The sequence below is a fragment of the Bacillus marinisedimentorum genome (genome assembly GCF_001644195.2).
Lineage (GTDB): Bacteria > Bacillota > Bacilli > Bacillales > Bacillaceae_O > Bacillus_BL > Bacillus_BL marinisedimentorum.
Window position 1 is genome coordinate 33,369 of the sequence record NZ_LWBL02000066.1, and the last position, 22,348, is coordinate 55,716.

The window sequence follows — 22,348 nt, forward strand, 5'->3', positions numbered from 1 at the left end:
GGAAGCTTTGTGACTATGATGAAATTGGATGGAGAACGTTTTGCGCAAATGGTGCTGCAGGGTGCGGAAAACCTGTCCAGAAATGCAGAAATGGTAGATGCGCTTAACGTTTTCCCTGTACCGGATGGAGATACAGGGACAAACATGAACTTATCCATGACTTCCGGTGCGAAAGAAGTGAGGAATAACCCGGCCGATCATATCGGAAAGGTAGCCGGCCATCTGGCACGCGGCCTTTTGATGGGGGCGCGCGGAAATTCGGGCGTTATTCTGTCCCAGTTATTCCGCGGTTTTTCCAAAGCGATGGAGAATAAAGAAACGGTGAACAGCACCGAGTTCGCAAAGGCATTTGAAGCAGGTGTTGAAACAGCATATAAAGCTGTAATGAAACCGGTTGAAGGCACAATACTGACAGTGGCCAAAGACGCTGCGAAAAGAGCGGTGCAGACGGCCAAGAAACAACAGGACATTACGGCTGTCATGGAAGAGACACTGAAGGAAGCGAAGGCATCACTGGAACGGACTCCGGACCTCCTGCCTGTATTGAAAGAAGTGGGTGTCGTGGACAGTGGTGGACAGGGTCTTGTCGTCATATATGAAGGATTCAATGCCGTCCTGAAAGGGGAAGCCCTTCCGGAAACATCGATATCTGCTCCTTCCATGGATGAGCTTGTGAATGCTGAGCATCACAAAAGTGTACACAGCCATATGTCAACTGAGGATATCGAGTTTGGATATTGTACTGAATTCATGGTGCGTCTGGAAGATGAAAAGCTGAAGGACAACCCTTTCAGTGAAGATGATTTCCGCAATGAGATCAGCAATTACGGTGATTCACTTCTTGTCGTTTCAAGCGATGACATCGTGAAAGTCCATATCCATGCCGAACAGCCGGGTGATGTGCTAAGCTATGGACAGAAGTATGGCAGTTTGATCAATATGAAAATTGAAAATATGCGGCAGCAGCATACAGAACTTGTTGAAAAAGATAGGTCCGCCGGTGGCCAAGAACCTGCTCCGGCCCCAGCCCGCAAAGAAAAATTCGGCATCATAACTGTGGCGATGGGCGATGGAATCAGCGAGATGTTCAAGAGCCTGGGCGCCACAGCCGTTATAGAAGGCGGACAGACGATGAATCCGAGCACGGAAGATATCCTCAAGGCAATCGAAGATGCAAATGCAGAAGAAATCATTATTCTGCCAAATAACAAAAATATCATAATGGCTGCCGAACAGGCGGCTTCGGTTGTGGAAAGCAAAGTGGAAGTCGTCAAAACGAAGACCGTTCCACAGGGGATGAGCGCCCTTCTCGCGTTTAACCCTTCCCAGACACTGGAAGAGAATGCAGAGTCGATGTCCGAATCTGCATCAGCCGTCAAAACCGGTCAGGTAACTTTTGCTGTCCGAGATACGTCAATTGAAGGCTTCGAAATCAAAAAAGACGATTTCATGGGGATTGCAGATGGAAAAATCGTAGCGGCCGACAAAAATATGAATGAGGCAACGAAATTGCTTCTGGATCAGCTGTTGGATGAAGATGATGAAATCATTACTGTCATTGTCGGACAGGATGCTTCAGAAGATGATGTGGAAGGGCTCACACAGTATATTGAAGATAAATTCGAAGACATTGAAATTGAAGTGCATGAAGGCGGCCAGCCGCTTTACTCGTATATTTTCTCGGTTGAATAATCGAATGGAATAAAGATAAACCGATAAATAGAAGGGGCAAACCCTTCTATTTATTTGCGAATGCGGCATTTTTATCAGGCCAGTTCTGTCTTTGGGAGGAAAGGAAATGAAATATAAAAGTGTTTTTGATATTATTGGCCCTGTCATGATCGGCCCGTCCAGTTCCCATACGGCAGGTGCGGCACGGATCGGGCGGGTTGCCCGCAACTTATTCGGCGGGAAGCCGGAAACAGCTGAAATCACATTTTATGGTTCCTTTGCAAAAACGTATCGCGGCCATGGTACAGACGTGGCAATCGTTGGTGGAATTCTTGATTTCGATACGGATGATGAGCGGATTGTCAATTCCCTTCAACATGCCCGTGCGGAAGGAATCAATGTCCGGATAAAAGAAGCGGATGACTTGACCGATCATCCGAATACGGCAAAAGTGGTTCTTGTAAATGAGGATAACCGCATGGAACTGACCGGGATTTCGATCGGCGGAGGTAAAATAGAAATTATCGAACTCGATGGCTTCGAGCTAAGGGTTTCCGGCAACACCCCTGCGATCACGGTCATTCATCATGACAGATATGGATGCATCGCGAATGTAGCCGCCGTCATTGCTAAGCATCAGCTGAACATCGGGCATATGGATGTATCCCGAAAGGACAAAGGGCAAAAAGCGCTTATGACAATAGAGGTCGACCATGATATCGAAGAAGAAGTAATGAAAGAAATCAGGGAATTGCCGAATATCGTCCAGGTTTCTAAAATTGTTGAATAGCATTAGCATACAGTGCATTGGTACAGTCATTAGAGAAGGAGGAAGGACATGTTCAGAACAGCAGCAGAACTGGTAGAACTCGCCGAAACAAGCGGGAAGAAAATCTCTGAAGTGATGATAGAGCAGGAGATGGAAGTGAAGAAGCTAAACCATGAAGAAGTATTGAGCTTTATGGACCGCAATCTTCAAGTGATGGAAGAGGCTGTGAAAAAAGGTCTTGAAGGTGTGGTATCCCATTCAGGATTGACCGGGGGCGATGCAGTCCTGCTGCAAAAGTATATCGCCAAAGGCAACACATTATCAGGCCTCACTGTACTTGATGCTGTAAGTAAAGCGGTTGCCACGAATGAAGTGAATGCGGCGATGGGAACCATTTGTGCGACACCGACCGCAGGTTCTGCGGGAGTCGTTCCCGGTACGCTGTTTGCCGTCAAGGAAAAGCTCAATCCTACCCGGGAAGAAATGCTGAATTTCCTGTTCACCTCAGGTGCGTTCGGCATTGTAGTGGCCAATAACGCTTCAATCTCCGGAGCTGCCGGCGGCTGCCAGGCTGAAGTCGGTTCTGCAAGCGGAATGGCATCCGCTGCCATAGTTGAAATGGCTGGCGGCACACCTTCGCAATCTGCTGAAGCGATGGCCATAACATTGAAAAACATGCTGGGGCTTGTCTGTGACCCGGTTGCAGGCCTGGTGGAGGTGCCTTGTGTTAAACGGAATGCGATGGGAGCGGCACTTGCGATGACCGCTGCTGATATGGCCCTTGCCGGCATAACAAGCCGCATTCCATGTGATGAAGTCATCGATGCAATGTATAAAATCGGCCAGTCAATGCCGGGTGCGTTAAGAGAAACGGCACTTGGCGGACTTGCCGCAACACCGACAGGACGGGAACTGGAAGCGAAAATTTTCGGATTATCCCTTGATAAAAAGTGAGTGATTACAAAATGGAACAACAACCGGTGACAGCGGTAAAAGGAATAGGCCCTGAATCAGCCAAAACATTGGCGGAAATGGGGATTGAAAAGGTGTCCGATTTGCTGGAACATTTCCCCTACCGGTATGAAGACTACGAAGTGAAAGACATCACAGAAATCAAACACGAGGAAAGAGTAACGCTTGAAGGGAAGGTCCATAGTGAACCTTCTCTTCGCTATTTCGGCAGGAAAAAGTCACGGATGACTGTCCGTTTCATGACTGGACGGTATTTGATCAAGGCGGTGTTCTTCAACCAGCCGTTTTATAAGCAGCATTTGAACCCGGGGGAAACTGTAACCATCACCGGTAAGTGGGATCAGCACCGGCAGACGATCACCGTGTCCGAAATGAAAAAAGGCCAGTTGGAAACCGCGCGGAAAATAAAGCCGGTTTACTCGGTGAAGGGCAGTGTGACCCAGAAGTCGATGCATAAGTGGATCACAAATGCACTGAACGATTTTGGTTCTGCAGTGACAGAAATCCTCCCGCAAACTTTACTCTCCACCTATCGTCTTCCTGACCGGATGCAAGCGCTGAAGGTGATGCATAATCCAGCCAGCCACCAGCATTTGAAGCATGCGCGCCGCCGTTTTGTATATGAGGAGTTTTTGCTGTTCCAGCTGAAGCTCCAGGCATTTAAAAAACTGGAGCGGGAGCAGTCACCCGGAAAAGCCATGACCTTTTCTATGAAAAATGTACAGAACTTCATAGAAGGGCTGCCTTTTCCTCTAACAGGAGCACAGCAAAGGGTCGTAGGCGAAATCCTTGACGATTTGAAACAGCCTTATAGAATGAACCGGCTGCTGCAAGGGGATGTCGGATCTGGCAAAACGGTGGTAGCTGCAATCGCTCTTATAGCCGCAGTTGATGCTGGATACCAGGGGGCGATGATGGCCCCTACCGAAATACTGGCCGATCAGCACAGGCAGTCGCTTGAACCGCTTCTTGCTGCAAACGGCATCCATGCAGCCCTTTTGACGAGTTCAGTCAAAGGAAAACAGCGCAAGGAACTTCTTGCCCGTCTTCAAACCGGCGAAATTGATGTCCTGATCGGCACACATGCCCTCATTCAAGACGAAGTTGATTTCAATCATTTAGGGTTGGTCATCACCGATGAACAACACCGCTTCGGAGTCGGCCAGCGCCGGCTGCTCCGCGAAAAAGGACCGGAACCGGATGTTCTTTTCATGACAGCGACTCCGATTCCCCGGACGCTGGCGATATCGGTCTTCGGGGACATGGACGTATCAATCATAGATGAAATGCCGGCCGGCCGAAAAACGATTGAAACGTATTGGGCTAAGCATGACATGCTCCCGCGCGTCCTTGATTTCATGGAAAAAGAAATCCGGAGCGGCCGGCAGGCTTATGTCATCTGCCCGCTGATCGAAGAGTCGGAAAAGCTTGATGTCCAAAATGCCATCGATGTCCATGCCATGCTCACACAGCATTTTCAGGGGCGATACGATGTCGGCCTCATGCACGGCCGCCTGTCTGCTGCGGAGAAAGATGATGTGATGCAGCAGTTCGGTGAAAACAACCTGCAGGTACTCGTGTCTACAACTGTCGTTGAGGTTGGCGTCAATGTACCGAATGCAACTGTGATGGTCATTTATGATGCTGAACGGTTCGGGCTTGCCCAGCTTCATCAGCTCCGGGGACGGGTTGGGAGAGGCAGTGAACAGAGTTACTGCATCCTGCTTGCCGATCCGAAGTCGGAAACGGGCAAGGAGCGGATGAGGGTGATGACGGAAACAAACGACGGCTTCGAACTTTCAGAACGGGATCTCGAATTGCGCGGACCCGGGGATTTTTTTGGGGTGAAACAAAGCGGTCTGCCCGATTTTAAAGTTGCTGACGTTGTGCATGACTACCGGGCCCTTGAAACAGCCCGCAGTGATGCAGCTGCGATGGTTCGCTCAGAAGGGTTCTGGAATGCGCCGGAATATGAGGGGCTGCGCAGATATTTGCAGGGTGAAGGTGTATTTAACACATCGAAACTGGATTGAGAAATCTATTGCAAATAAAAACAAGAAATTATATACTACTTTTAGTACCTAGTCATAGAACCGGACGGTGTCTACAAATGAAACGAACAAAAAAAGACAGACAATTACAGCTGAAAACAACGATCGAAACAAACCCGTTCATTACAGATGATGAACTGGCCCGGCAATTCGATGTAAGCGTGCAGACGATACGGCTTGACCGGATGGAACTCGCGATTCCCGAGCTGCGCGAACGGATCAAGCATGTCGCTGAAAACCGCTGGGAAGAGGAAGTGCGGGCGCTGCCGCTTGAGGAAGTGATCGGTGAAGTCATCGACCTTAACCTTGATGAAAGCGCGATTTCGATTTTGGATGTCGGGCCTGAGCACGTATTTTCCCGAAATAAAATCGCCCGCGGCCATCACCTGTTTGCCCAGGCTAACTCCTTAGCAGTCGCAGTAATAGATGATGAACTGGCGCTTACCGCCAAAGCAGATATCCGTTTTACGAGGCAAGTAAAGGAAAAAGAACGGGTCGTCGCCAAAGCGCGCGTGCAAAGTACCGATGACGAAAGGGGAAGGACCTCTGTGTCGGTGGAAAGCTATGTCGGCAACGAACTGGTTTTCAGCGGGTTATTCAACATGTATCGATCAAATAAAGGAAAGAAGGCCAGGTACAATGAAAATAGCAATTGACGCAATGGGAGGGGACAATGCCCCTGAACAAATTGTAAAAGGGGCGGAGCTTGCTGTCGGAGAGTTTCCCGGTCTCGAAGTTTTACTGGTCGGAAAAGAAACCGAAATTCGCAGCCATATGAGTACGGAAAACCCTGCCATATCGATTTTACATACTGATGAAGTAATTGAAGGAGAAGATGAACCGGTAAGAGCCGTCAGGCGCAAAAAAAATTCATCAATGGTTCTCGCAGCTGCAGAAGTGGCAGAGGGAAGAGCGGATGCCTGCATTTCAGCAGGGAACACAGGCGCCCTCATGACAGCCGGGCTTTTTGTGGTCGGACGGATCAAAGGAATTGACAGGCCGGCTCTGGCCCCTACTCTGCCGACGGTTGACGGCAAAGGGTTTCTGCTTCTGGATGCAGGAGCAAATGTTGATGCGAAACCGGAGCATTTGCTGCAGTTCGCCATAATGGGTTCGATCTATACCGAGAAGGTCAGGGGCATTAAGAACCCGACCGTTGGACTGATGAATATCGGTACAGAAGAGAAAAAAGGCAATGAACTGAGCCGCCTGACATTCGAAATGCTGAAAGAGGCGGATGTGAACTTTATCGGGAATGTCGAGTCCCGCGACTTGCTGACAGGCGGAGCGGATGTTGTCGTATGCGACGGATTTACCGGCAATATCGCCTTGAAGACGATTGAAGGCACAGCTATGGCCATTTTCAGTATGCTGAAGGAAGAACTGACTTCTTCATTTAAGAGCAAGGCTGCTGCTGCTGTGCTGAAACCGCAGTTCAAGAAATTAAAAGGGAAACTGGATTATTCGGAATATGGGGGCGCTGGATTATTCGGACTGAAGGCCCCGGTCATAAAAGCACATGGATCTTCTGATGCCAATGCGATTTTAAATGCGGTCAGGCAGGCAAAGAATATGGCAGACCAGAATGTGGCCGGTCTGATCGGAGAACAGGCAGTTAAACAATCCTGAAACTAAGACGACCTGAGGAGCGTGAAAATGTGAGTAAAACAGCTTTTGTTTTCCCGGGCCAGGGAGCCCAGGCGGTCGGAATGGGGAAAGAAGCGGCGGACCACAGCAGCCGTGCGTCAAATATTTTCAAAGAGGCAGATGAGCGGCTCGGTTTTTCGCTCAGCAAGACCATTTTTGAAGGGCCTGATCATGAACTGAAACAAACAGCTATTACCCAGCCTGCTTTATTGACAGCGAGCATTGCCATTTATGCAGCCTTTGCTGAATATGGCGTAAAACCGGATTATACAGCAGGCCACAGTCTCGGCGAATATAGTGCACTTGTGGCAGCTGATTCCCTTTCATTTGCCGATGCAGTCTTCGCGGTCCATAAGCGCGGCACGTTAATGGAAGAAGCGGTCCCATCAGGTGAAGGTTCCATGGCAGCTGTCATGGGAATGGATGCTGCACAGCTTGAAGGCATCACCCGTGAAATTACAGGGGCGGGCCAGGCGGTGCAGCTCGCCAACTTGAACAGTCCAGGACAGATTGTTATCAGCGGCACTGCTGAAGGGGTGCGTCAGGCCGGTGAGCTAGCGAAGGAAAAAGGGGCAAGACGTGTCATCCCTTTGAATGTGAGCGGACCGTTTCACTCCTCATTGATGAAACCTGCGGCTGAGAAGTTTACCGGAATCCTTGATGGCATAACGGTAAAAGATGCTTCTGTCCCGGTCATCGCCAATGTGGATGGGCAGCCGGTGCAGGCGGCACAGGAAATCCGCCGTAAACTGGTTGAACAGCTCTTTTCACCGGTACGCTGGGAAGAATCGGTCAACACATTGATCGATCTCGGGGTTGATACATTCGTTGAAGTCGGTCCGGGTAAAGTCCTTTCCGGCCTGATAAAAAAAATTGACAGGTCTGTAACCGTGCTCCCGGTCTACGATATGGAAACGATTGAAAAAGCGGCGGATGCCTTAAAGGGAGGAGAATGACGATGCTGACAGGTAAATCAGTGCTCGTGACCGGAGGGTCAAGAGGCATCGGACGCGCCATAGCTCTAATGCTTGCTGAGCAGGGTGCGAAAGTGGCGGTCAACTATGCCGGAAATGAAGAGAAAGCCAATGAAGTGGCGGATGAAATCAAAAGCGGCGGAGGCGAAGCGCTCGCTATCCGTGCTGACGTCAGTTCTGCCGAAGAAGTGAAGCAGATGGTGAAAACGGTCATTGAAACGTTCGGATCCCTGGATATCCTGGTGAACAATGCGGGCATTACAAAAGACAATCTCCTTATGAGAATGAAAGAAGAGGAATGGGATTCTGTCATCGATACGAATCTGAAAGGTGTATTCAACTGCACAAAAGCGGTCACCCGCCAGATGATGAAGCAGCGCCAGGGGAGAATCATCAATGTCGCTTCTGTCGTGGGCATCGTCGGCAACCCGGGCCAGGCCAACTATGTTGCAGCCAAAGCGGGTGTCATCGGTCTGACGAAGACAACCGCACGGGAACTGGCAGCCCGGAACATAACGGTCAATGCTGTGGCGCCAGGATTCATCTCAACGGATATGACCGACAAACTTCCTGATGATGTGAAAGAAGAGATGCTGAAACAAATTCCGCTGAGCCGTTTTGGGTCGCCTGCAGATATCGCTGCTGTGGTTAAATTTCTCGCTTCCGAAGACAGCGCCTATATCACCGGCCAGACCTTGCAGGTTGACGGCGGCATGGTGATGTCCTAAAAATTCTAAAATCACCCGATATCACTTTTACAATAAAGGATAATCGACTATAATGACTTGAGGGGAGGTGAAGTGTCATGGCAGATGTTTTAGATCGCGTAGCGAAAATCGTTGTGGATCGTCTTGGAGTTGATGAGTCGGAAGTGAAACCTGAAGCTAAATTTAAAGATGACCTCGGCGCTGATTCCCTTGATGTGGTCGAGCTCGTCATGGAATTAGAAGACGAATTCGATATGGAGATTTCCGATGAAGACGCTGAAAAAATTGAAACAGTAGGCGATGCAGTGAACTACATAAAAGCCAATCAATAGATCAGCGATACATGAAGTCCCGTTATCAATTAACGGGGCTTTCTCCGCTTTTATGCCGGCCGGAAATCTGCTGCCTGACCAGAAATCATAGTAGCAGTACTGGAGGGAACAACATTAATGTCTGTCCGCTATCCATATAAAAGAACAGGTGGAAATCAGAAAATGAAATTTGATAAGTTACAGCAGCAGCTTGGCATTGAGTTTGAAAATGAAAAGCTTTTAAAACAGGCGTTCACCCATTCATCTTATGTGAATGAGCATCGAAAAGGGCCGTTTTCGGATAATGAAAGACTTGAATTTCTTGGCGATGCCGTCCTGGAATTGACAGTTTCCCAATATCTTTTCAACAAGTATCCGGCGATGAGCGAAGGGGAACTGACCAAACTCCGCGCTGCGATTGTGTGCGAGGCTTCACTCGTGAATTTTGCCCATTCCCTGTCGTTCGGAGAATTCATTTTGCTGGGAAAAGGCGAGGAAATGACCGGGGGCCGTGAGCGGCCGGCACTGCTTGCCGATGTGTTTGAAGCGTTCATCGGGGCTCTGTATCTAGACAGAGGGCTCGATGATGTTCTGGCTGTGCTTGATAAAGTCGTATATCCGAAAATTGATGAAGGTGCTTTTTCTCATGTGATGGATTATAAAAGCCAGCTGCAGGAAGTCATCCAGCGGGAAGGCGCGGGGATGATCGTGTACAGGATCGTTGAAGAAAAAGGTCCTGCCCATAACCGTGAATTCATTTCCGAAATCAATTTGAACGGCCGGATTTTGGGAAGAGGCACAGGCCGGTCCAAAAAAGAGGCTGAGCAGATGGCTGCAAAAGCTGCGCTTGCAGACCTGGAAACGTGAAACATCTATCGGGAATTCCTGACAAAACAAAAGGACAATCCGCCTGGATTGTCCTTTTTGCTGTGAAAGATTGATCTCCTATTTACCGGTATGCCCGCTGTAAGCTTAGCAGGCACCTTATTTTCTTAGTCTGCCCAGTTCTGCTATAAGGGCTTGCATCTCGCTGACGGAGATGTTGTTTTTGCTTTTAACCATGCTGTAGATGTCTTTGATCTCATCATAGTCTTCCAGCTGGAAATTCTCTGGCTTAATGGCTTCACGATTAACGACTTGCAGTTCGTTTGCAAGGTCTTCAATCATGAAGGAAAGATTTTCACGGTTTTTTTCTTCAAGATTCATCGTATCATCCTTTCCCGGGACTTCATTTCGTGTCGGAATGCAGTTTCCAGCAATGCAAAGGATAATGCCTGTGCTGGGAAACTGAAAAACAGTTATCTCTATCATACATGAACTTCCGCCAAGTTCCCAACTCTGTTTACTGAAAGTGGTGCGGAAGTGTATGTTCCTCAATTTCATCCTTTTTTGCAAACTCAGTTATGGCAAAGGATGCCCCGTCTGGTGAAAACCGTGCTAAAATACGATTTAACATAGCCTTCATATAAGATGGGATGCTTTTATGATAAAATATTAAAGTCATATTATGACTAGCTGAATGTTGCAAGGAGGAAAACAAATGTTCCTCAAACGATTAGACGTTGTGGGATTTAAATCATTTGCAGAACGGGTATCAGTAGATTTTGTTCCGGGAGTGACGGCTGTTGTCGGTCCGAATGGAAGCGGAAAAAGTAATATTACCGATGCAATCCGCTGGGTTCTGGGTGAACAGTCAGCCAAATCGCTGCGCGGCTCCAAAATGGAAGATATCATTTTTGCCGGGAGCGACACGAGAAAGTCGCTGAATGTGGCTGAGGTCGCCCTGACCCTGGATAATACAGACCGCTTTTTCCCGACAGATTACTCGGAAATTACCGTGACAAGGCGTGTGTACCGGTCAGGGGAGAGCGAATTTTTCATTAATAAACAATCATGCAGGCTGAAGGATATTGTAGATTTATTCATGGATTCGGGTCTTGGCAGAGAAGCATTCTCCATTATCAGCCAGGGCCGTGTCGAAGAAATTTTAAGCAGCAAGTCAGAGGACCGGCGCACTATATTTGAGGAAGCTGCCGGTGTCCTGAAATATAAACACCGAAAAAGAAAAGCGGAGCAAAAATTGAATGAAACCCAGGAGAACCTCCATCGAGTGGAAGATATTATTCATGAGCTGGAGGGCCAGCTTGAACCCCTGAAAATCCAGGCATCGATCGCCCGTGATTATTTGGAGAAAAAAGCTGAACTGAAGGAAATTGAAGTTGCGCTCACTGTGCATGAGATTGAGGAACTCCATGAACAGTGGGAGGCTCAAAAGGCTGATTTCGCACGCAACAGCGATCTTGAAATCAGGCTTGGAGCAGAAATCCAGAAAAAGGAAGCGCGGCTGGAAGAACTCCGTGACACGATGCTGGCAATTGATGAATCGGTAAACGATTTGCAGGAAGTCCTTCTCATTGCAAGCAAAGACCTTGAGAAGCTGGAAGGACGCAAAGAGGTCCTGAAAGAGAGGAAGAAAAATTATCATCAGCACAGGGAGTCCTATAAGCAGCAAATCCGTGACGGCGAAGAAAAAGCCGCCCGTCTTGAAATGAATCTGAAGCAAGAAAACCAAAAGCTCGCCGATTATCAGTCTGAACTGTCAGCCATCGGGGAAAAACTGAAACAGAAGCAAACGGAACTCACGGTTAGCGACCAGAATATCGAAGAGGCCATCGAGAACATGAAGACGGATTACATCGATTTGCTGAACCGCCAGGCGGCGTTCCGTAATGAAATCCGCTACATTGAAGAACAGCTCACTCAAGAACAAAGCAAGAACAGCCGGCTTGATGAAGATTCCCATAAGTATTCCTCCAGGCTGGAAGAAATCCGGAACCGGAAGGCTGAAATTGAAGAAAAGCTTGAAGAAAAGGGGAAGGAAATCGAAGCGCAGGCTGCCGAGTTCCATCAATTCCAGCAAAAGCTTGAGAAAAACAGGCAGAGCTATTCATCCAGTGAATCAAAACTTTACCAGGCTTATCAGTACATCCAGCAGTTCAGATCAAAAAAAGAAGTGCTTGAGGACATGCAGGACGACTACTCGGGTTTTTTCCAGGGGGTCAAGGAAGTTTTGAAAGCGCGTGACCGGATTCCGGGAATAGCGGGTGCAGTTGCCGAATTGATTACAGTTCCGAAAGAGTATGAAACTGCCATTGAAACGGCACTGGGCGGAGCGATGCAGCACATTGTCATCGATAACGAAAAAAATGCCCGTTCAGCGATCGGCTTCTTGAAAAAAATGCGGTACGGAAGGGCGACTTTCCTCCCGATGACTGTCCTGAAAGGAAGGAGCATTCCTGCAGGGCAGCTGGAAGCAGTCAGCGGACACCCTGCTTTTATCGGCGTTGGTGCCGAACTTGTCAAACATGAAGACCGATACTCCCCTGTTATTTCCAATCTGCTCGGCAATGTCATTGTCACAAGCGATTTGAAGGGTGCCAATGATTTGGCCCGCATGCTTAACTACCGGTACCGGATTGTTACAGCAGAAGGGGATGTGGTGAACCCGGGCGGCTCGATGACAGGTGGTGCGGCAAAGCAAAAAGGCAACTCCCTTTTAAGCCGCCAGCGTGAACTTGAACACCTGAAGAGAAAATTGGCTGAAGCGGAAAAGCAGACGGGGCAGCTTGAAAAGCGCGTAAAGTCTTTGAAAGAAACCATCTCAGCGGATGAAAAGAGAATGGACGAATGGCGCGAAAAAATCAGCCGGGCCAAAATGGATGAACAGGCGTTGAAAAGCGGACTCAGGGAAGTGGAAATGGAAGAACGCAATGCTTCTGAGAGACTGTCGCTTTACGAGCATGAAATGCAAAGCTACCAGCAGGACAGGCAGCAAAAAAGCGAAAAGCTGGATAAGCTGAAAAAGGAATTGGCTGCCAGCACCCTCGAGGCAAAAGAATTGGAGCAGACGATCGAACAATTGACAAAGCAAAAATCCGTCCAGCAGCATTCAAAAGAAGCGCTGCAGAGTGATGTGACCGAATTGAAAGTTACATATGCCGAAAAGCAGCAAATGGCAGCCAATCAGGAGAACACAGTAGCAAGAATTGCAGCAGAACAAGCGGAGACGAAAGAGCTCCTCGAAAACGCGAAAGAAGAATTTATTCTGCTTGAAGAAGAAATGAACTCCAACTCTTCCGGAGAGGAAAAACTTGAAGAAGAGATCATCCGCAAACGGAGGGAAAAGGATGAAAGTGTCTCACTTATTTCGAATCGCCGCGAAGAACGGATGAAACACCAACAGAAGCATGATGATATTGAACGGGAATTGAAGGAAGAAAAACGGCAGTACAAACAGCTGACCGAGCTGCTTAGGGATGAGGAAGTCAAAATCAACCGCCTTGATGTCGGGCTTGAAAACAGGCTCGACCACCTGCGTGACGAATATGCGCTGTCGTTTGATGCTGCCAAAGCAGAATACGAACTGACCGTCACCGCTGAAGAAGCAAGGACAAAAGTGAAACTGATTAAACTAGCCATCGAAGAGCTTGGCTCTGTGAATACAGGCGCAATTGAAGAATACGAACGGATTGCGGAGCGTTTCAGTTTCCTTGAAGAGCAGCGGAACGATCTGATGGAAGCGAAAGAAACCCTGCATACCGTCATAGCGGAAATGGATGAAGAAATGACAAGAAGGTTCCAGTCGGTCTTTTATGATATCCGCGAGCATTTCGGCACCGTATTTGCCGAGCTGTTCGGGGGCGGACGTGCCGATCTTCTGCTCACCGATCCAGACAATATGCTGACTACCGGTGTCGATATCGTAGCGCAGCCGCCGGGCAAGAAGCTGCAAAACCTCAACCTTCTTTCAGGAGGGGAACGGGCGCTTACGGCTATCGCGCTGCTGTTTGCCATTTTGAAAGTGCGGCCGGTTCCGTTTTGCGTCCTGGATGAGGTGGAAGCCGCCCTCGATGATGCGAATGTACACCGCTTTGCAGCTTTTCTGAAACAGTTCAGCGCCGAATCGCAGTTCATCGTCATCACCCACCGAAAAGGCACAATGGAAGAAGCGGATGTTTTATACGGTGTTACCATGCAGGAATCTGGCGTTTCAAAGCTTGTTTCCGTCCGACTGGAAGAATCCAAGCAGCTCGTGCAGGGGCAGCAAGCTTAAAGGAAGCGGCGGCTGCGGTCCTGAATCTGCACAGCCTGGTTATATTTCCATACTAATTCAACAGATTAAAAAGTGCCGGACTGCAGGAATGGGGAGGCCGGCTCGGTGAATGACAGGAAACTATTCTCATGGGCACGCGTGTCCTGCGCTGGAACAGTCCGGCACATACTATTTTGGAAAGCTGGCGGATCTCACGACTGGTTCTCAATATCGATCTCATCGTAAACCAGCCGTTATCAAAAAGGCGCTGTTATATGATGAGGTTGATTTTGCAAGGCTGGGCAAGCCCCTTGAAAACTGCTCCGGATTTTCTTCATGCGGTGATGACTTTAGGATATTATTCAAATCAACGTCCAGCGGAAGGGGCCGGAAAAGTGAGACCCTGTAAGAGCGTAAGCAATCATAAGGTTCACCCCGCCCCGCGGCGAAGAAGACACCGTGAATGTGACCGAAGTGAAGCAAGAACAGATGGCGCAATTGTGATTTGGTGAAAGCGAGTATCTGCTGCGGAAATCAACAGCCGCATTCTGCAGAACCAGTAAAGAAGGAAAGGATGTGCATGTATGAGCTTTTTCAAGAAGTTGAAGGATAAACTGACGAAACAGACAAATGACACAACAGATAAGTTCAAGGACGGCTTGACCAAGACGAGGGATTCTTTTACAGGCCGTATCAATGAACTTGTTGCCCAATATCGTAAAGTCGATGAGGAGTTTTTTGAGGAACTAGAAGAAATCATGATCAGTGCGGATGTCGGTGTCGCGACTGTCATGGACTTAATCGAGGAACTGAAAGATGAAGTGAAGCTCCGTAATATCAAAGACCCGAAAGAAGTCCAGGCAGTGATCTCGGAAAAGCTTGTGGAACTCTTCCATGAAGAAGACACCGGTGGAAATCCCGGCTTGAATATGGAAGAGGGCGGACTTACCGTCATCCTGTTTGTCGGTGTCAACGGCGTCGGGAAAACGACAACAATCGGAAAGATGGCGCACAATTTCAAAGAAGAAGGCAAAAAGGTTGTGCTTGCTGCCGGAGACACCTTCCGGGCAGGGGCGATCGAACAGCTTGAAGTCTGGGGAGAACGTGTCGGTGTGGAAGTGATCAAGCAAGCTGCGGGTTCAGACCCGGCTGCCGTTATGTTTGATGCCGTTAAGGCGGCGCAGTCCCGCAAAGCTGATGTCCTTCTTTGCGATACAGCCGGCCGCCTGCAAAATAAAGTGAACTTGATGAACGAGCTCGGGAAAGTGAAAAAAGTGCTGTCCAGGGAAATTCCGGGCGCTCCACATGAAACACTGCTTGTCGTCGATGCGACAACAGGCCAGAATGCGATGAGCCAGGCTAAAATTTTCAATGACACTACCGAGCTGAGCGGGATCGTCCTCACCAAACTGGACGGAACGGCAAAAGGCGGTATTGTCCTGGCCATCCGTCATGAACTCCAGATTCCGATCAAGTTTGTCGGTCTTGGCGAAAGAATGGATGATCTGCAGGAGTTCGATGCCGAGCAATTCGTTTATGGCCTGTTTTCAGATATGGTGGACAAAGCGGGAGACGAGGAAGAAGAGGAAGACGAAGAATAGGTTAGGGAATAACTCGCGGATTTTTGCTATCGATCTCTGTTAAGATAAAAACTTGACATGGATTGCACGAGCATGTATTATAATATTTCGTAAAGGCGTTTTACTTAACATAGGGAGTGTCCGCCATGTCGCTGGAAAAAACGACGAGAATGAATTATCTGTTCGATTTTTATCAGGAACTGCTGACGCCCAAGCAGCGGAACTATATGGCATTCTATTATCTGGACGATTATTCCCTTGGTGAAATCGCTGAAGAATACCAGGTCAGCCGCCAGGCTGTATACGACAATATCAAACGGACGGAAGCAATGCTTGAGCAATATGAAGAAAAACTGCTGTTATTTAAGAAGTTCCAGGAAAGAAAACAGCTGCTCGGGCTGCTCAAATCCGGCCTTGCCGAAATCGGCGGGCCGAAAGAAAAATTGTTCCGTATTGTGGAAGATATCGACAAACTGGACTAGGGAGGGCGGCACGATATGGCATTTGAAGGATTAGCCGACCGACTGCAAAGCACCATTCAGAAAATAAAGGGCAAGGGGAAAGTGAGCGAAGCCGATGTCAAGGCGATGATGCGTGAAGTCCGGCTTGCCCTGCTTGAAGCCGATGTCAACTTCAAGGTCGTCAAAGATTTTGTCAAACGCGTCAATGAACGTGCAGTCGGCCAGGAAGTCATGGAATCGTTGACACCGGGCCAGCAGGTCATCAAGGTCGTCAAAGAGGAATTGACTGAACTGATGGGCGGGGAACAAAGCAAAATCAAGACGGCCAAACGGCCGCCGACGGTGATCATGATGGTCGGCCTGCAAGGTGCAGGTAAAACGACCACCACCGGCAAGCTGGCAAATCACCTGCGCAAAAAGCATAACCGCAAGCCGCTTCTTGCAGCTGCCGACATATACCGTCCGGCTGCGATTAACCAGCTGGAAACGATCGGAAAGCAGCTCAGCATGCCTGTCTTCTCGCTTGGGGACAAAGTAAGCCCTGTTGAAATCGCCCAGAAGGCGATCGATAAGGCGAAAGAAGAGCATAATGACTATGTCATTATCGATACCGCAGGCCGCCTTCATGTTGATGAAGCTTTGATGGATGAATTGAAGCAAATCAAGGAAACGGTCACTCCGGATGAAATTTTCCTTGTCGTAGATGCAATGACGGGCCAGGATGCTGTAAATGTCGCGCAAAGCTTCAATGAACAGCTGGGCCTCACGGGGGTTGTCCTGACGAAACTTGACGGCGATACGAGGGGCGGTGCTGCACTTTCGGTCAAATCAGTTACAGACACACCGATCAAATTTGTCGGTATGGGCGAAAAACTTGACCAGCTTGAGCCGTTCCATCCTGACAGGATGGCATCAAGGATCCTCGGCATGGGTGATATGCTGACGCTCATCGAAAAGGCGCAGAAGGACGTCGACGAAACAAAGGCGAGAGAAATGGAAGAAAAGATGCGAACCATGTCTTTCACCTTTGATGACTTTCTCGAACAGCTTGGCCAGGTCCGCAACATGGGACCGCTTGACGAGCTGATCAAAATGATGCCGGGTGCCAATAAAATCAAAGGCCTTGATAATGTACAGGTGGATGAGAAACAGATTGGCCACATTGAAGCGATCATCCAATCGATGACCAAAGATGAAAAGATCCACCCGGAAACCATCAATGCGAGCCGCAAGAAACGGATCGCAAAGGGAAGCGGAACTTCCGTACAGGAAGTGAACCGCTTGCTGAAACAGTTTGAAGATATGAAGAAAATGATGAAACAAATGACAAATATGCAAAAAGGAAAAGGCAAAAAAGGGATGAAGTTCCCGTTCATGTAAGGTGTTAATATTTTTTCCTTTACACATCTTAAGTCATTTGGTAATATTAAAACTTGTGTGGAAACAAATTCGGAGGTGCATGTAATAATGGCAACAAAAATTCGTTTAAAGCGCATGGGCGCTAAAAAATCACCATATTATCGTTTGGTAGTCGCAGATTCACGTTCACCGCGTGACGGCCGTTTCATCGAAGAGATCGGCACATACAACCCGGTTGCAAAACCGGCAGCGGTAAACATCGATGAAGAGCGCGCCCTGCACTGGCTGCAGACGGGTGCCAAGCCGTCTGACACGGTCCGCAACCTGTTCTCAAATGCCGGCATTATGGAAAAATTCCATAACGCTAAAAACCAGAAGTAATCAGGGTAATTGGACATGGTAGAATTAATTTCAACCATCGTAAAAGCCCTTGTGGATCACCCTGAAGATGTTACGGTTAAAGTAATTGAAGGCGACCGCAAAATTACGTACCAGCTGAGTGTCCATCAGGAGGATACCGGTAAAGTTATCGGAAAACAGGGGCGTGTCGCCAGAGCGATCCGCACTGTTGTATACGCAGCCGGTGTGAACCTTGATAAAAAGATTCATCTGGAAATTTTGTAAGGGCGGGGATTTTTTCCTCTCCCTTTTTTGCATTTAGTGTATGATGCATTGAAAATTCCAGGAAAAGATAAGGTCGACCGGGCAACCACAGGGCCTGCTGGCCCCGGTGGGCGGTCAGGTTTTCTTTATAGGAGGCGAATCGGCAGTTTGCCGGTTTGCCCTGCCTGAAGCCGGAGGTGTGCGATGAAGATTCTGGTCAAAGTCCTTATTAAGCAAGTGCTGACGGATAAAAGCCGTAAGAAGCTGCGTGAGTCATTTGCCAGGCAAATCGGTCAGCTTGAAACGGAATGCAGACAGCTGCAATTCGAGATGAAAAAGCTGCAAAAGAATGAAAAAATGAATCGAGGCCGGATAGCGGAACGCTTCAATGAAGAAATCGAACGGCGAATGGATAAAATAAAAAAAATGGAGTTTAATTTAGATGAACTCGACCGGCTCCCGGATGGAAGTGAACTTATCCAGGAAGAATCAGAAACATATGTCGATGTCAGTGTCGGCGATAAATGGGACAGCATAACAAAAGACCGATCCATCATCGTTAAGGATGGTGTCATCGTGGCGATCGAGTAAAACCCAGGGGAGGTTTGCCTGTTGACTGCATGGCTGAACGTAGGCAAAATTGTCAATACACACGGTATTAAAGGTGAGGTCCGTGTCATTTCACGCACAGACTTCCATGAGGAAAGATACAAAGCGGGTAATACATTATATGTGGAAATGCCTGACAGCGGAGAATTGTATGAAGTGACGGTGAAGCATCACCGGAAGCATAAACAGTTTGATCTCCTTCAATTTGAAGGGCACAATAATGTGAATGATGTTGAGCGGTACAAAGGCGCCCTGTTGAAAATAAGGACGGAACAGCTTGGTGAGTTGGAGGATAATGAATTTTATTATCATGAAGTCATCGGCTGCCGAGTCGTTGATGAAGCCGGGGAAGAAATCGGCAGAATCAAGGAAATTTTATCGCCCGGCGCCAACGATGTCTGGGTGGTTCAGCGGAAAGGCGAAAGAGATTTACTGATTCCCTACATTGAAGGTGTCGTGCTTCATGTCGATATCCGGCAGCAGATTGTCAAAATCCATCTGATGGAAGGATTGCTGTAATGCTTAAAATTGATTTTCTCACCTTGTTCCCCGAGATGTTTCCCGGCATCCTTGACAACTCCATATTGAAAAAGGCTCAGGAAAAAAAAGCCGTCCGATTCGCTGTCCATAATTTCCGCGAATTCTCAGAGAACAAACATAATAAAGTGGATGATTATCCATATGGCGGCGGTGCAGGCATGGTTTTGTCACCCCAGCCGCTGTTCAGTGCTGTTGAACAACTCACAGAACAAAGCGAATCCGAAAAGCCCCGCGTAGTCCTTTTGTGCCCTCAGGGAGAACGGTATACCCAGCGGAAAGCGGAGGAGCTTGCGCAAGAAGATCAACTGATTTTTATTTGCGGCCATTATGAGGGATACGATGAGCGAATACGCGAGCATCTAGTGACAGATGAATTATCAATCGGTGATTTTGTTTTGACGGGCGGAGAGCTGGGGGCTATGGTTATTGCCGACAGTGTAACCCGTCTGCTGCCCGGTGTTCTCGGCAATGCCGCATCGCCTGAACTTGATTCATATTCAAGCGGCTTGCTGGAACATCCGCAGTACACCCGGCCGGCTGAATTTCGAGGGATGAAAGTGCCTGATATCCTTTTGTCAGGAGACCATGCCAAAATAGAGGAATGGCGTGAAAAAGAATCGTTCCGCCGCACCTTCACTAGAAGGCCAGACCTCCTGGAGGGCATTGCGCTTACAGAAAAGCAGACAGCCTGGATTGAAGAATTTAAAAAAGAAATGGAATAGTATTGAAACGGCATTTCTGTTATGCTATGATATTTCTTGTGACTTGGATATCGAACGGTGTCCGGTTTTGAGAACGATATTCCGCTGATATGATCTAATAGCATAATCATGAATGTCTGTTGGAAGGAGTGAAACAGCGATGCAACAATTGATTGAAGAAATTACAAAAGAGCAGCTTAGAACTGACCTGCCAGATTTCCGTCCCGGCGATACTGTGCGTATTGATGTAAAAGTTGTCGAGGGTACACGTGAACGTATCCAGGTGTTCGAAGGTGTTGTAATCAAGCGTCGCGGCGGCGGCATCAGTGAAACATTCACTGTCCGCAAAGTGTCATACGGTGTTGGAGTTGAACGTACATTCCCGCTGCACACGCCACGTATTGCAAAGATCAACGTTGTGCGACGCGGTAAAGTGCGCCGTGCCAAGCTTTACTACCTGCGTAACCTGCGCGGTAAAGCAGCCCGTATCAAAGAAATCAGATATTAAGCAAAAAGGGAGCTTGTGTACAGCAAGCTCCTTTTTTCACTTTAAATGATGATAAAAATTTTTTTATAGTGAAATTATAGAGGGATTGACACTTTTTGAATGAAAAACTTTTAATATGCCGGTAAAATGGGAATAACCTGCAAGGGACTAAGACAAGCCCGCAATACATCGAAAAAGAGAGTGGAGGATCAGCATGGCAACCGAAAAACGTGAAGCGTGGGAATGGATCAAAGCACTGGCGATTGCTGTTATTCTTGCGGGTGTGATCCGCTTCTACTTGTTTGCACCTATTGTGGTGGACGGCGAATCCATGATGCCGACCCTTGAAGATCAGGACCGCATGATTGTGAACAAAGCGAGCTATCTGATCGGGGAACCGGAACGGTTCGATATTGTTGTATTTAGAGCCAGTGAAGAGAAAGACTATATAAAGAGAGTGATCGGATTGCCGGGTGACCATGTGGAATACCGGGATGATACACTCTTCGTAAATGGTGAACCGCTTGAAGAGCCTTTTTTAAAAGACTTCAAACGGCGGACGGATGAAGGGAATTTGACGTTCGATTTCACTCTGGAAGAAATTCTCCAGGAAGGGAAAGTCCCAGAAGGGCAGTTGTTTGTCATGGGTGATAACAGGCGTTACAGCAAGGACAGCCGGATTATCGGAACTGTCCCGATGGACCGTGTCATCGGTGAAGCGAATGTCATTTATTGGCCCCCTTCCCATATTGAGTTTGTTGATTAAACAGGCGATAACAAAGAGGGTGACAGTATGACAATTCAATGGTTTCCGGGTCATATGGCGAAGGCTAAACGCCAGGCGATGGAAAAGATCAAATTGATTGATGTAGTGATTGAGCTGGTGGATGCCCGCCTGCCGATGTCCTCCCGCAATCCGATGATTGATGAAATCGCAGGAGATAAGCCGCGGCTTGTCATTCTTAACAAGTCGGACCTGGCCGATCCCCGGGCGACAACTGAATGGATACAATACTTCAAAGGGCAAGGGTTTGCCGCGCTCGCTGTCAATTCGCAGACCGGAAGCGGCGTGAAAAATATCATCGAACAGTCACGCCTGCTCGTCAAAGAAAAATTCGAAAAGATGCAGGCTAAAGGTATCCGGAACCCAAGAGCGGTACGGGCGCTTATACTCGGAATTCCGAACGTCGGCAAATCGACGCTCATCAACCGGCTCGCAAACAAAAAAGCGGCAAAAACAGGCGATCGTCCAGGAGTGACAACAGCCCAGCAATGGATTAAAGTCGGAAAAGAATTCGAGCTGCTGGATACACCCGGCATATTATGGCCGAAATTCGAGGATGAAACAGTCGGCTCCCGCCTGGCTGTGACAGGCGCGATCAAGGACCCCCTCCTTGATTTCGGGGAACTGTCCGTGTTCCTGCTCCGCTTTTTGAAAGGGGAATATCCCGAACTGCTCAAAGAACGCTACAGTCTTGAAGAGCTTCCGGACGATGTCATTGAACTGTTTGATGCGATTGCTGCCAAGCGGGGCTTTTTGATGGGGGGCGGCATTCCTGACTATGACAGGACATCTGAGATGCTGCTCAGGGAACTCCGCTCAGGTAAAATCGGGAGAATCACTTTTGAACGCCCTTAAAATCGACTGGCAGCCTATTTACGGGCTGCCTTTTTTGCTGTTAAGGAAATTAAAAAAATTTTGCGTCGTGGATAAAAAAACGAGAAGGGAGTCATCCAGCTCCAGGTGCCAGCAGCTATCGTCATTAGCGGTGATCCCCTCCGGAAGGAAAGATCACCTTCCTGCGGGTACCCCG

24 protein-coding genes are annotated in these 22,348 nt (G+C 48.3%); 23 read left to right on the forward strand and 1 reads right to left on the reverse strand.

Translation table 11 applies throughout. From position 1 onward, the window contains the following. Positions 1 to 9 precede the first annotated feature (9 nt). From A4U59_RS18725 to rnc, 10 genes are all read left to right on the forward strand, one after another. Positions 10 to 1,692: a DAK2 domain-containing protein gene (locus A4U59_RS18725; RefSeq protein ID WP_066175121.1), complete on the forward strand. Its 1,683-nt coding sequence runs from the start codon at positions 10 to 12 to the stop codon at positions 1,690 to 1,692. A 106-nt stretch (positions 1,693 to 1,798) separates the two neighbouring features. Then, on the forward strand, positions 1,799 to 2,461 hold the full coding sequence (sdaAB, locus tag A4U59_RS18730) for an L-serine ammonia-lyase, iron-sulfur-dependent subunit beta (RefSeq protein WP_066175123.1): 663 nt from the start codon (positions 1,799 to 1,801) through the stop codon (positions 2,459 to 2,461). A 48-nt stretch (positions 2,462 to 2,509) separates the two neighbouring features. Beyond that, complete coding sequence (sdaAA, locus tag A4U59_RS18735) at positions 2,510 to 3,394, forward strand: L-serine ammonia-lyase, iron-sulfur-dependent, subunit alpha (RefSeq protein ID WP_066175125.1); 885 nt, start codon at positions 2,510 to 2,512, stop codon at positions 3,392 to 3,394. Positions 3,395 to 3,405: 11 nt separating this feature from the next. Further along, entirely contained in the window at positions 3,406 to 5,445 is a 2,040-nt protein-coding gene (gene recG / locus A4U59_RS18740; protein WP_066175127.1) for an ATP-dependent DNA helicase RecG, read from the forward strand. Positions 5,446 to 5,522: 77 nt separating this feature from the next. After that, positions 5,523 to 6,119, forward strand: coding sequence for a transcription factor FapR (gene fapR / locus A4U59_RS18745; protein WP_066175129.1), 597 nt, complete (start codon positions 5,523 to 5,525; stop codon positions 6,117 to 6,119). Then, positions 6,103 to 7,092: a phosphate acyltransferase PlsX gene (gene plsX, locus A4U59_RS18750; RefSeq protein ID WP_066175131.1), complete on the forward strand. Its 990-nt coding sequence runs from the start codon at positions 6,103 to 6,105 to the stop codon at positions 7,090 to 7,092. The genes fapR and plsX overlap by 17 nt, the downstream gene beginning before the upstream one ends. A gap of 29 nt (positions 7,093 to 7,121) precedes the next feature. After that, on the forward strand, positions 7,122 to 8,066 hold the full coding sequence (fabD, locus tag A4U59_RS18755; RefSeq protein WP_066175133.1) for an ACP S-malonyltransferase: 945 nt from the start codon (positions 7,122 to 7,124) through the stop codon (positions 8,064 to 8,066). 2 nt (positions 8,067 to 8,068) lie between these two features. Further along, positions 8,069 to 8,812 (forward strand): 3-oxoacyl-[acyl-carrier-protein] reductase, encoded by a 744-nt coding sequence (gene fabG, locus A4U59_RS18760; RefSeq protein ID WP_066175135.1) that lies wholly within the window; start codon positions 8,069 to 8,071, stop codon positions 8,810 to 8,812. A gap of 77 nt (positions 8,813 to 8,889) precedes the next feature. Continuing rightward, entirely contained in the window at positions 8,890 to 9,123 is a 234-nt protein-coding gene (gene acpP / locus A4U59_RS18765) for an acyl carrier protein (protein WP_066175136.1), read from the forward strand. 162 nt (positions 9,124 to 9,285) lie between these two features. Further along, positions 9,286 to 9,969: a ribonuclease III gene (gene rnc / locus A4U59_RS18770; protein WP_245680592.1), complete on the forward strand. Its 684-nt coding sequence runs from the start codon at positions 9,286 to 9,288 to the stop codon at positions 9,967 to 9,969. A 117-nt stretch (positions 9,970 to 10,086) separates the two neighbouring features. Here rnc and A4U59_RS18775 read toward each other — a convergent pair whose 3' ends face one another. After that, on the reverse strand, positions 10,087 to 10,308 hold the full coding sequence (locus A4U59_RS18775) for a DUF1128 domain-containing protein (protein WP_066175171.1): 222 nt from the start codon (positions 10,306 to 10,308) through the stop codon (positions 10,087 to 10,089). 334 nt (positions 10,309 to 10,642) lie between these two features. Between A4U59_RS18775 and smc the strand changes: the two genes are divergently transcribed. The 13 genes from smc (at position 10,643) to ylqF (ending at position 22,173) form a co-directional block, all read left to right on the forward strand. Next, a complete protein-coding gene (gene smc / locus A4U59_RS18780; protein WP_066175140.1) occupies positions 10,643 to 14,215 on the forward strand; it encodes a chromosome segregation protein SMC in 3,573 nt (1,190 codons plus the stop codon). Between the two features lie 109 nt (positions 14,216 to 14,324). After that, positions 14,325 to 14,603, forward strand: coding sequence for a hypothetical protein (locus tag A4U59_RS18785; RefSeq protein ID WP_066175142.1), 279 nt, complete (start codon positions 14,325 to 14,327; stop codon positions 14,601 to 14,603). Between the two features lie 175 nt (positions 14,604 to 14,778). Continuing rightward, positions 14,779 to 15,795, forward strand: a complete 1,017-nt coding sequence (ftsY, locus tag A4U59_RS18790; protein WP_066175144.1) for a signal recognition particle-docking protein FtsY — start codon at positions 14,779 to 14,781, stop codon at positions 15,793 to 15,795. Positions 15,796 to 15,920: 125 nt separating this feature from the next. Beyond that, positions 15,921 to 16,256 (forward strand): putative DNA-binding protein, encoded by a 336-nt coding sequence (locus A4U59_RS18795; protein WP_066175145.1) that lies wholly within the window; start codon positions 15,921 to 15,923, stop codon positions 16,254 to 16,256. A 15-nt stretch (positions 16,257 to 16,271) separates the two neighbouring features. Next, on the forward strand, positions 16,272 to 17,615 hold the full coding sequence (gene ffh, locus A4U59_RS18800; RefSeq protein WP_066175146.1) for a signal recognition particle protein: 1,344 nt from the start codon (positions 16,272 to 16,274) through the stop codon (positions 17,613 to 17,615). Positions 17,616 to 17,702: 87 nt separating this feature from the next. Beyond that, the gene (rpsP, locus tag A4U59_RS18805) at positions 17,703 to 17,975 is read left to right on the forward strand and encodes a 30S ribosomal protein S16 (RefSeq protein ID WP_066175148.1); all 273 of its coding nucleotides are present in this window, start codon (positions 17,703 to 17,705) and stop codon (positions 17,973 to 17,975) included. Between the two features lie 15 nt (positions 17,976 to 17,990). Then, positions 17,991 to 18,218 (forward strand): KH domain-containing protein, encoded by a 228-nt coding sequence (locus A4U59_RS18810; RefSeq protein ID WP_066175150.1) that lies wholly within the window; start codon positions 17,991 to 17,993, stop codon positions 18,216 to 18,218. A 183-nt stretch (positions 18,219 to 18,401) separates the two neighbouring features. Continuing rightward, positions 18,402 to 18,788, forward strand: coding sequence for a YlqD family protein (locus A4U59_RS21490; RefSeq protein WP_066175152.1), 387 nt, complete (start codon positions 18,402 to 18,404; stop codon positions 18,786 to 18,788). 21 nt (positions 18,789 to 18,809) lie between these two features. Then, positions 18,810 to 19,325: a ribosome maturation factor RimM gene (gene rimM / locus A4U59_RS21495; RefSeq protein ID WP_066175154.1), complete on the forward strand. Its 516-nt coding sequence runs from the start codon at positions 18,810 to 18,812 to the stop codon at positions 19,323 to 19,325. Then, positions 19,325 to 20,068 carry a tRNA (guanosine(37)-N1)-methyltransferase TrmD gene (gene trmD, locus A4U59_RS18825; RefSeq protein WP_066175156.1) on the forward strand — a complete coding sequence of 248 codons (744 nt, stop codon included), beginning with the start codon at positions 19,325 to 19,327 and terminating at the stop codon, positions 20,066 to 20,068. The genes rimM and trmD overlap by 1 nt, the downstream gene beginning before the upstream one ends. A 139-nt stretch (positions 20,069 to 20,207) precedes the next feature. After that, a complete protein-coding gene (gene rplS, locus A4U59_RS18830) occupies positions 20,208 to 20,555 on the forward strand; it encodes a 50S ribosomal protein L19 (RefSeq protein WP_066175158.1) in 348 nt (115 codons plus the stop codon). A gap of 193 nt (positions 20,556 to 20,748) precedes the next feature. Next, positions 20,749 to 21,300, forward strand: a complete 552-nt coding sequence (lepB, locus tag A4U59_RS18835) for a signal peptidase I (protein ID WP_066175160.1) — start codon at positions 20,749 to 20,751, stop codon at positions 21,298 to 21,300. A 27-nt stretch (positions 21,301 to 21,327) separates the two neighbouring features. Further along, entirely contained in the window at positions 21,328 to 22,173 is an 846-nt protein-coding gene (gene ylqF, locus A4U59_RS18840) for a ribosome biogenesis GTPase YlqF (protein ID WP_066175164.1), read from the forward strand. Positions 22,174 to 22,348: the final 175 nt, after the last annotated feature.

Excerpts from the sequence above, each read along its gene's own strand:
- recG (WP_066175127.1), top strand. The coding sequence starts at position 3,406 with ATGGAACAACAACCGGTGACAGCGGTAAAAGGAATAGGCCCTGAATCA.
- A4U59_RS18775 (WP_066175171.1), bottom strand. The coding sequence starts at position 10,308 with ATGAATCTTGAAGAAAAAAACCGTGAAAATCTTTCCTTCATGATTGAA.
- ftsY (WP_066175144.1), top strand. The coding sequence starts at position 14,779 with ATGAGCTTTTTCAAGAAGTTGAAGGATAAACTGACGAAACAGACAAAT.
- A4U59_RS18810 (WP_066175150.1), top strand. The coding sequence starts at position 17,991 with ATGGTAGAATTAATTTCAACCATCGTAAAAGCCCTTGTGGATCACCCT.
- ylqF (WP_066175164.1), top strand. The coding sequence starts at position 21,328 with ATGACAATTCAATGGTTTCCGGGTCATATGGCGAAGGCTAAACGCCAG.
- plsX (WP_066175131.1), top strand. The coding sequence starts at position 6,103 with ATGAAAATAGCAATTGACGCAATGGGAGGGGACAATGCCCCTGAACAA.
- acpP (WP_066175136.1), top strand. The coding sequence starts at position 8,890 with ATGGCAGATGTTTTAGATCGCGTAGCGAAAATCGTTGTGGATCGTCTT.
- rnc (WP_245680592.1), top strand. The coding sequence starts at position 9,286 with ATGAAATTTGATAAGTTACAGCAGCAGCTTGGCATTGAGTTTGAAAAT.
- ffh (WP_066175146.1), top strand. The coding sequence starts at position 16,272 with ATGGCATTTGAAGGATTAGCCGACCGACTGCAAAGCACCATTCAGAAA.
- lepB (WP_066175160.1), top strand. The coding sequence starts at position 20,749 with ATGGCAACCGAAAAACGTGAAGCGTGGGAATGGATCAAAGCACTGGCG.
- smc (WP_066175140.1), top strand. The coding sequence starts at position 10,643 with ATGTTCCTCAAACGATTAGACGTTGTGGGATTTAAATCATTTGCAGAA.
- A4U59_RS18785 (WP_066175142.1), top strand. The coding sequence starts at position 14,325 with ATGACAGGAAACTATTCTCATGGGCACGCGTGTCCTGCGCTGGAACAG.
- fapR (WP_066175129.1), top strand. The coding sequence starts at position 5,523 with ATGAAACGAACAAAAAAAGACAGACAATTACAGCTGAAAACAACGATC.
- rpsP (WP_066175148.1), top strand. The coding sequence starts at position 17,703 with ATGGCAACAAAAATTCGTTTAAAGCGCATGGGCGCTAAAAAATCACCA.
- rplS (WP_066175158.1), top strand. The coding sequence starts at position 20,208 with ATGCAACAATTGATTGAAGAAATTACAAAAGAGCAGCTTAGAACTGAC.
- sdaAA (WP_066175125.1), top strand. The coding sequence starts at position 2,510 with ATGTTCAGAACAGCAGCAGAACTGGTAGAACTCGCCGAAACAAGCGGG.
- A4U59_RS18795 (WP_066175145.1), top strand. The coding sequence starts at position 15,921 with ATGTCGCTGGAAAAAACGACGAGAATGAATTATCTGTTCGATTTTTAT.
- trmD (WP_066175156.1), top strand. The coding sequence starts at position 19,325 with ATGCTTAAAATTGATTTTCTCACCTTGTTCCCCGAGATGTTTCCCGGC.
- A4U59_RS21490 (WP_066175152.1), top strand. The coding sequence starts at position 18,402 with ATGAAGATTCTGGTCAAAGTCCTTATTAAGCAAGTGCTGACGGATAAA.
- fabG (WP_066175135.1), top strand. The coding sequence starts at position 8,069 with ATGCTGACAGGTAAATCAGTGCTCGTGACCGGAGGGTCAAGAGGCATC.
- sdaAB (WP_066175123.1), top strand. The coding sequence starts at position 1,799 with ATGAAATATAAAAGTGTTTTTGATATTATTGGCCCTGTCATGATCGGC.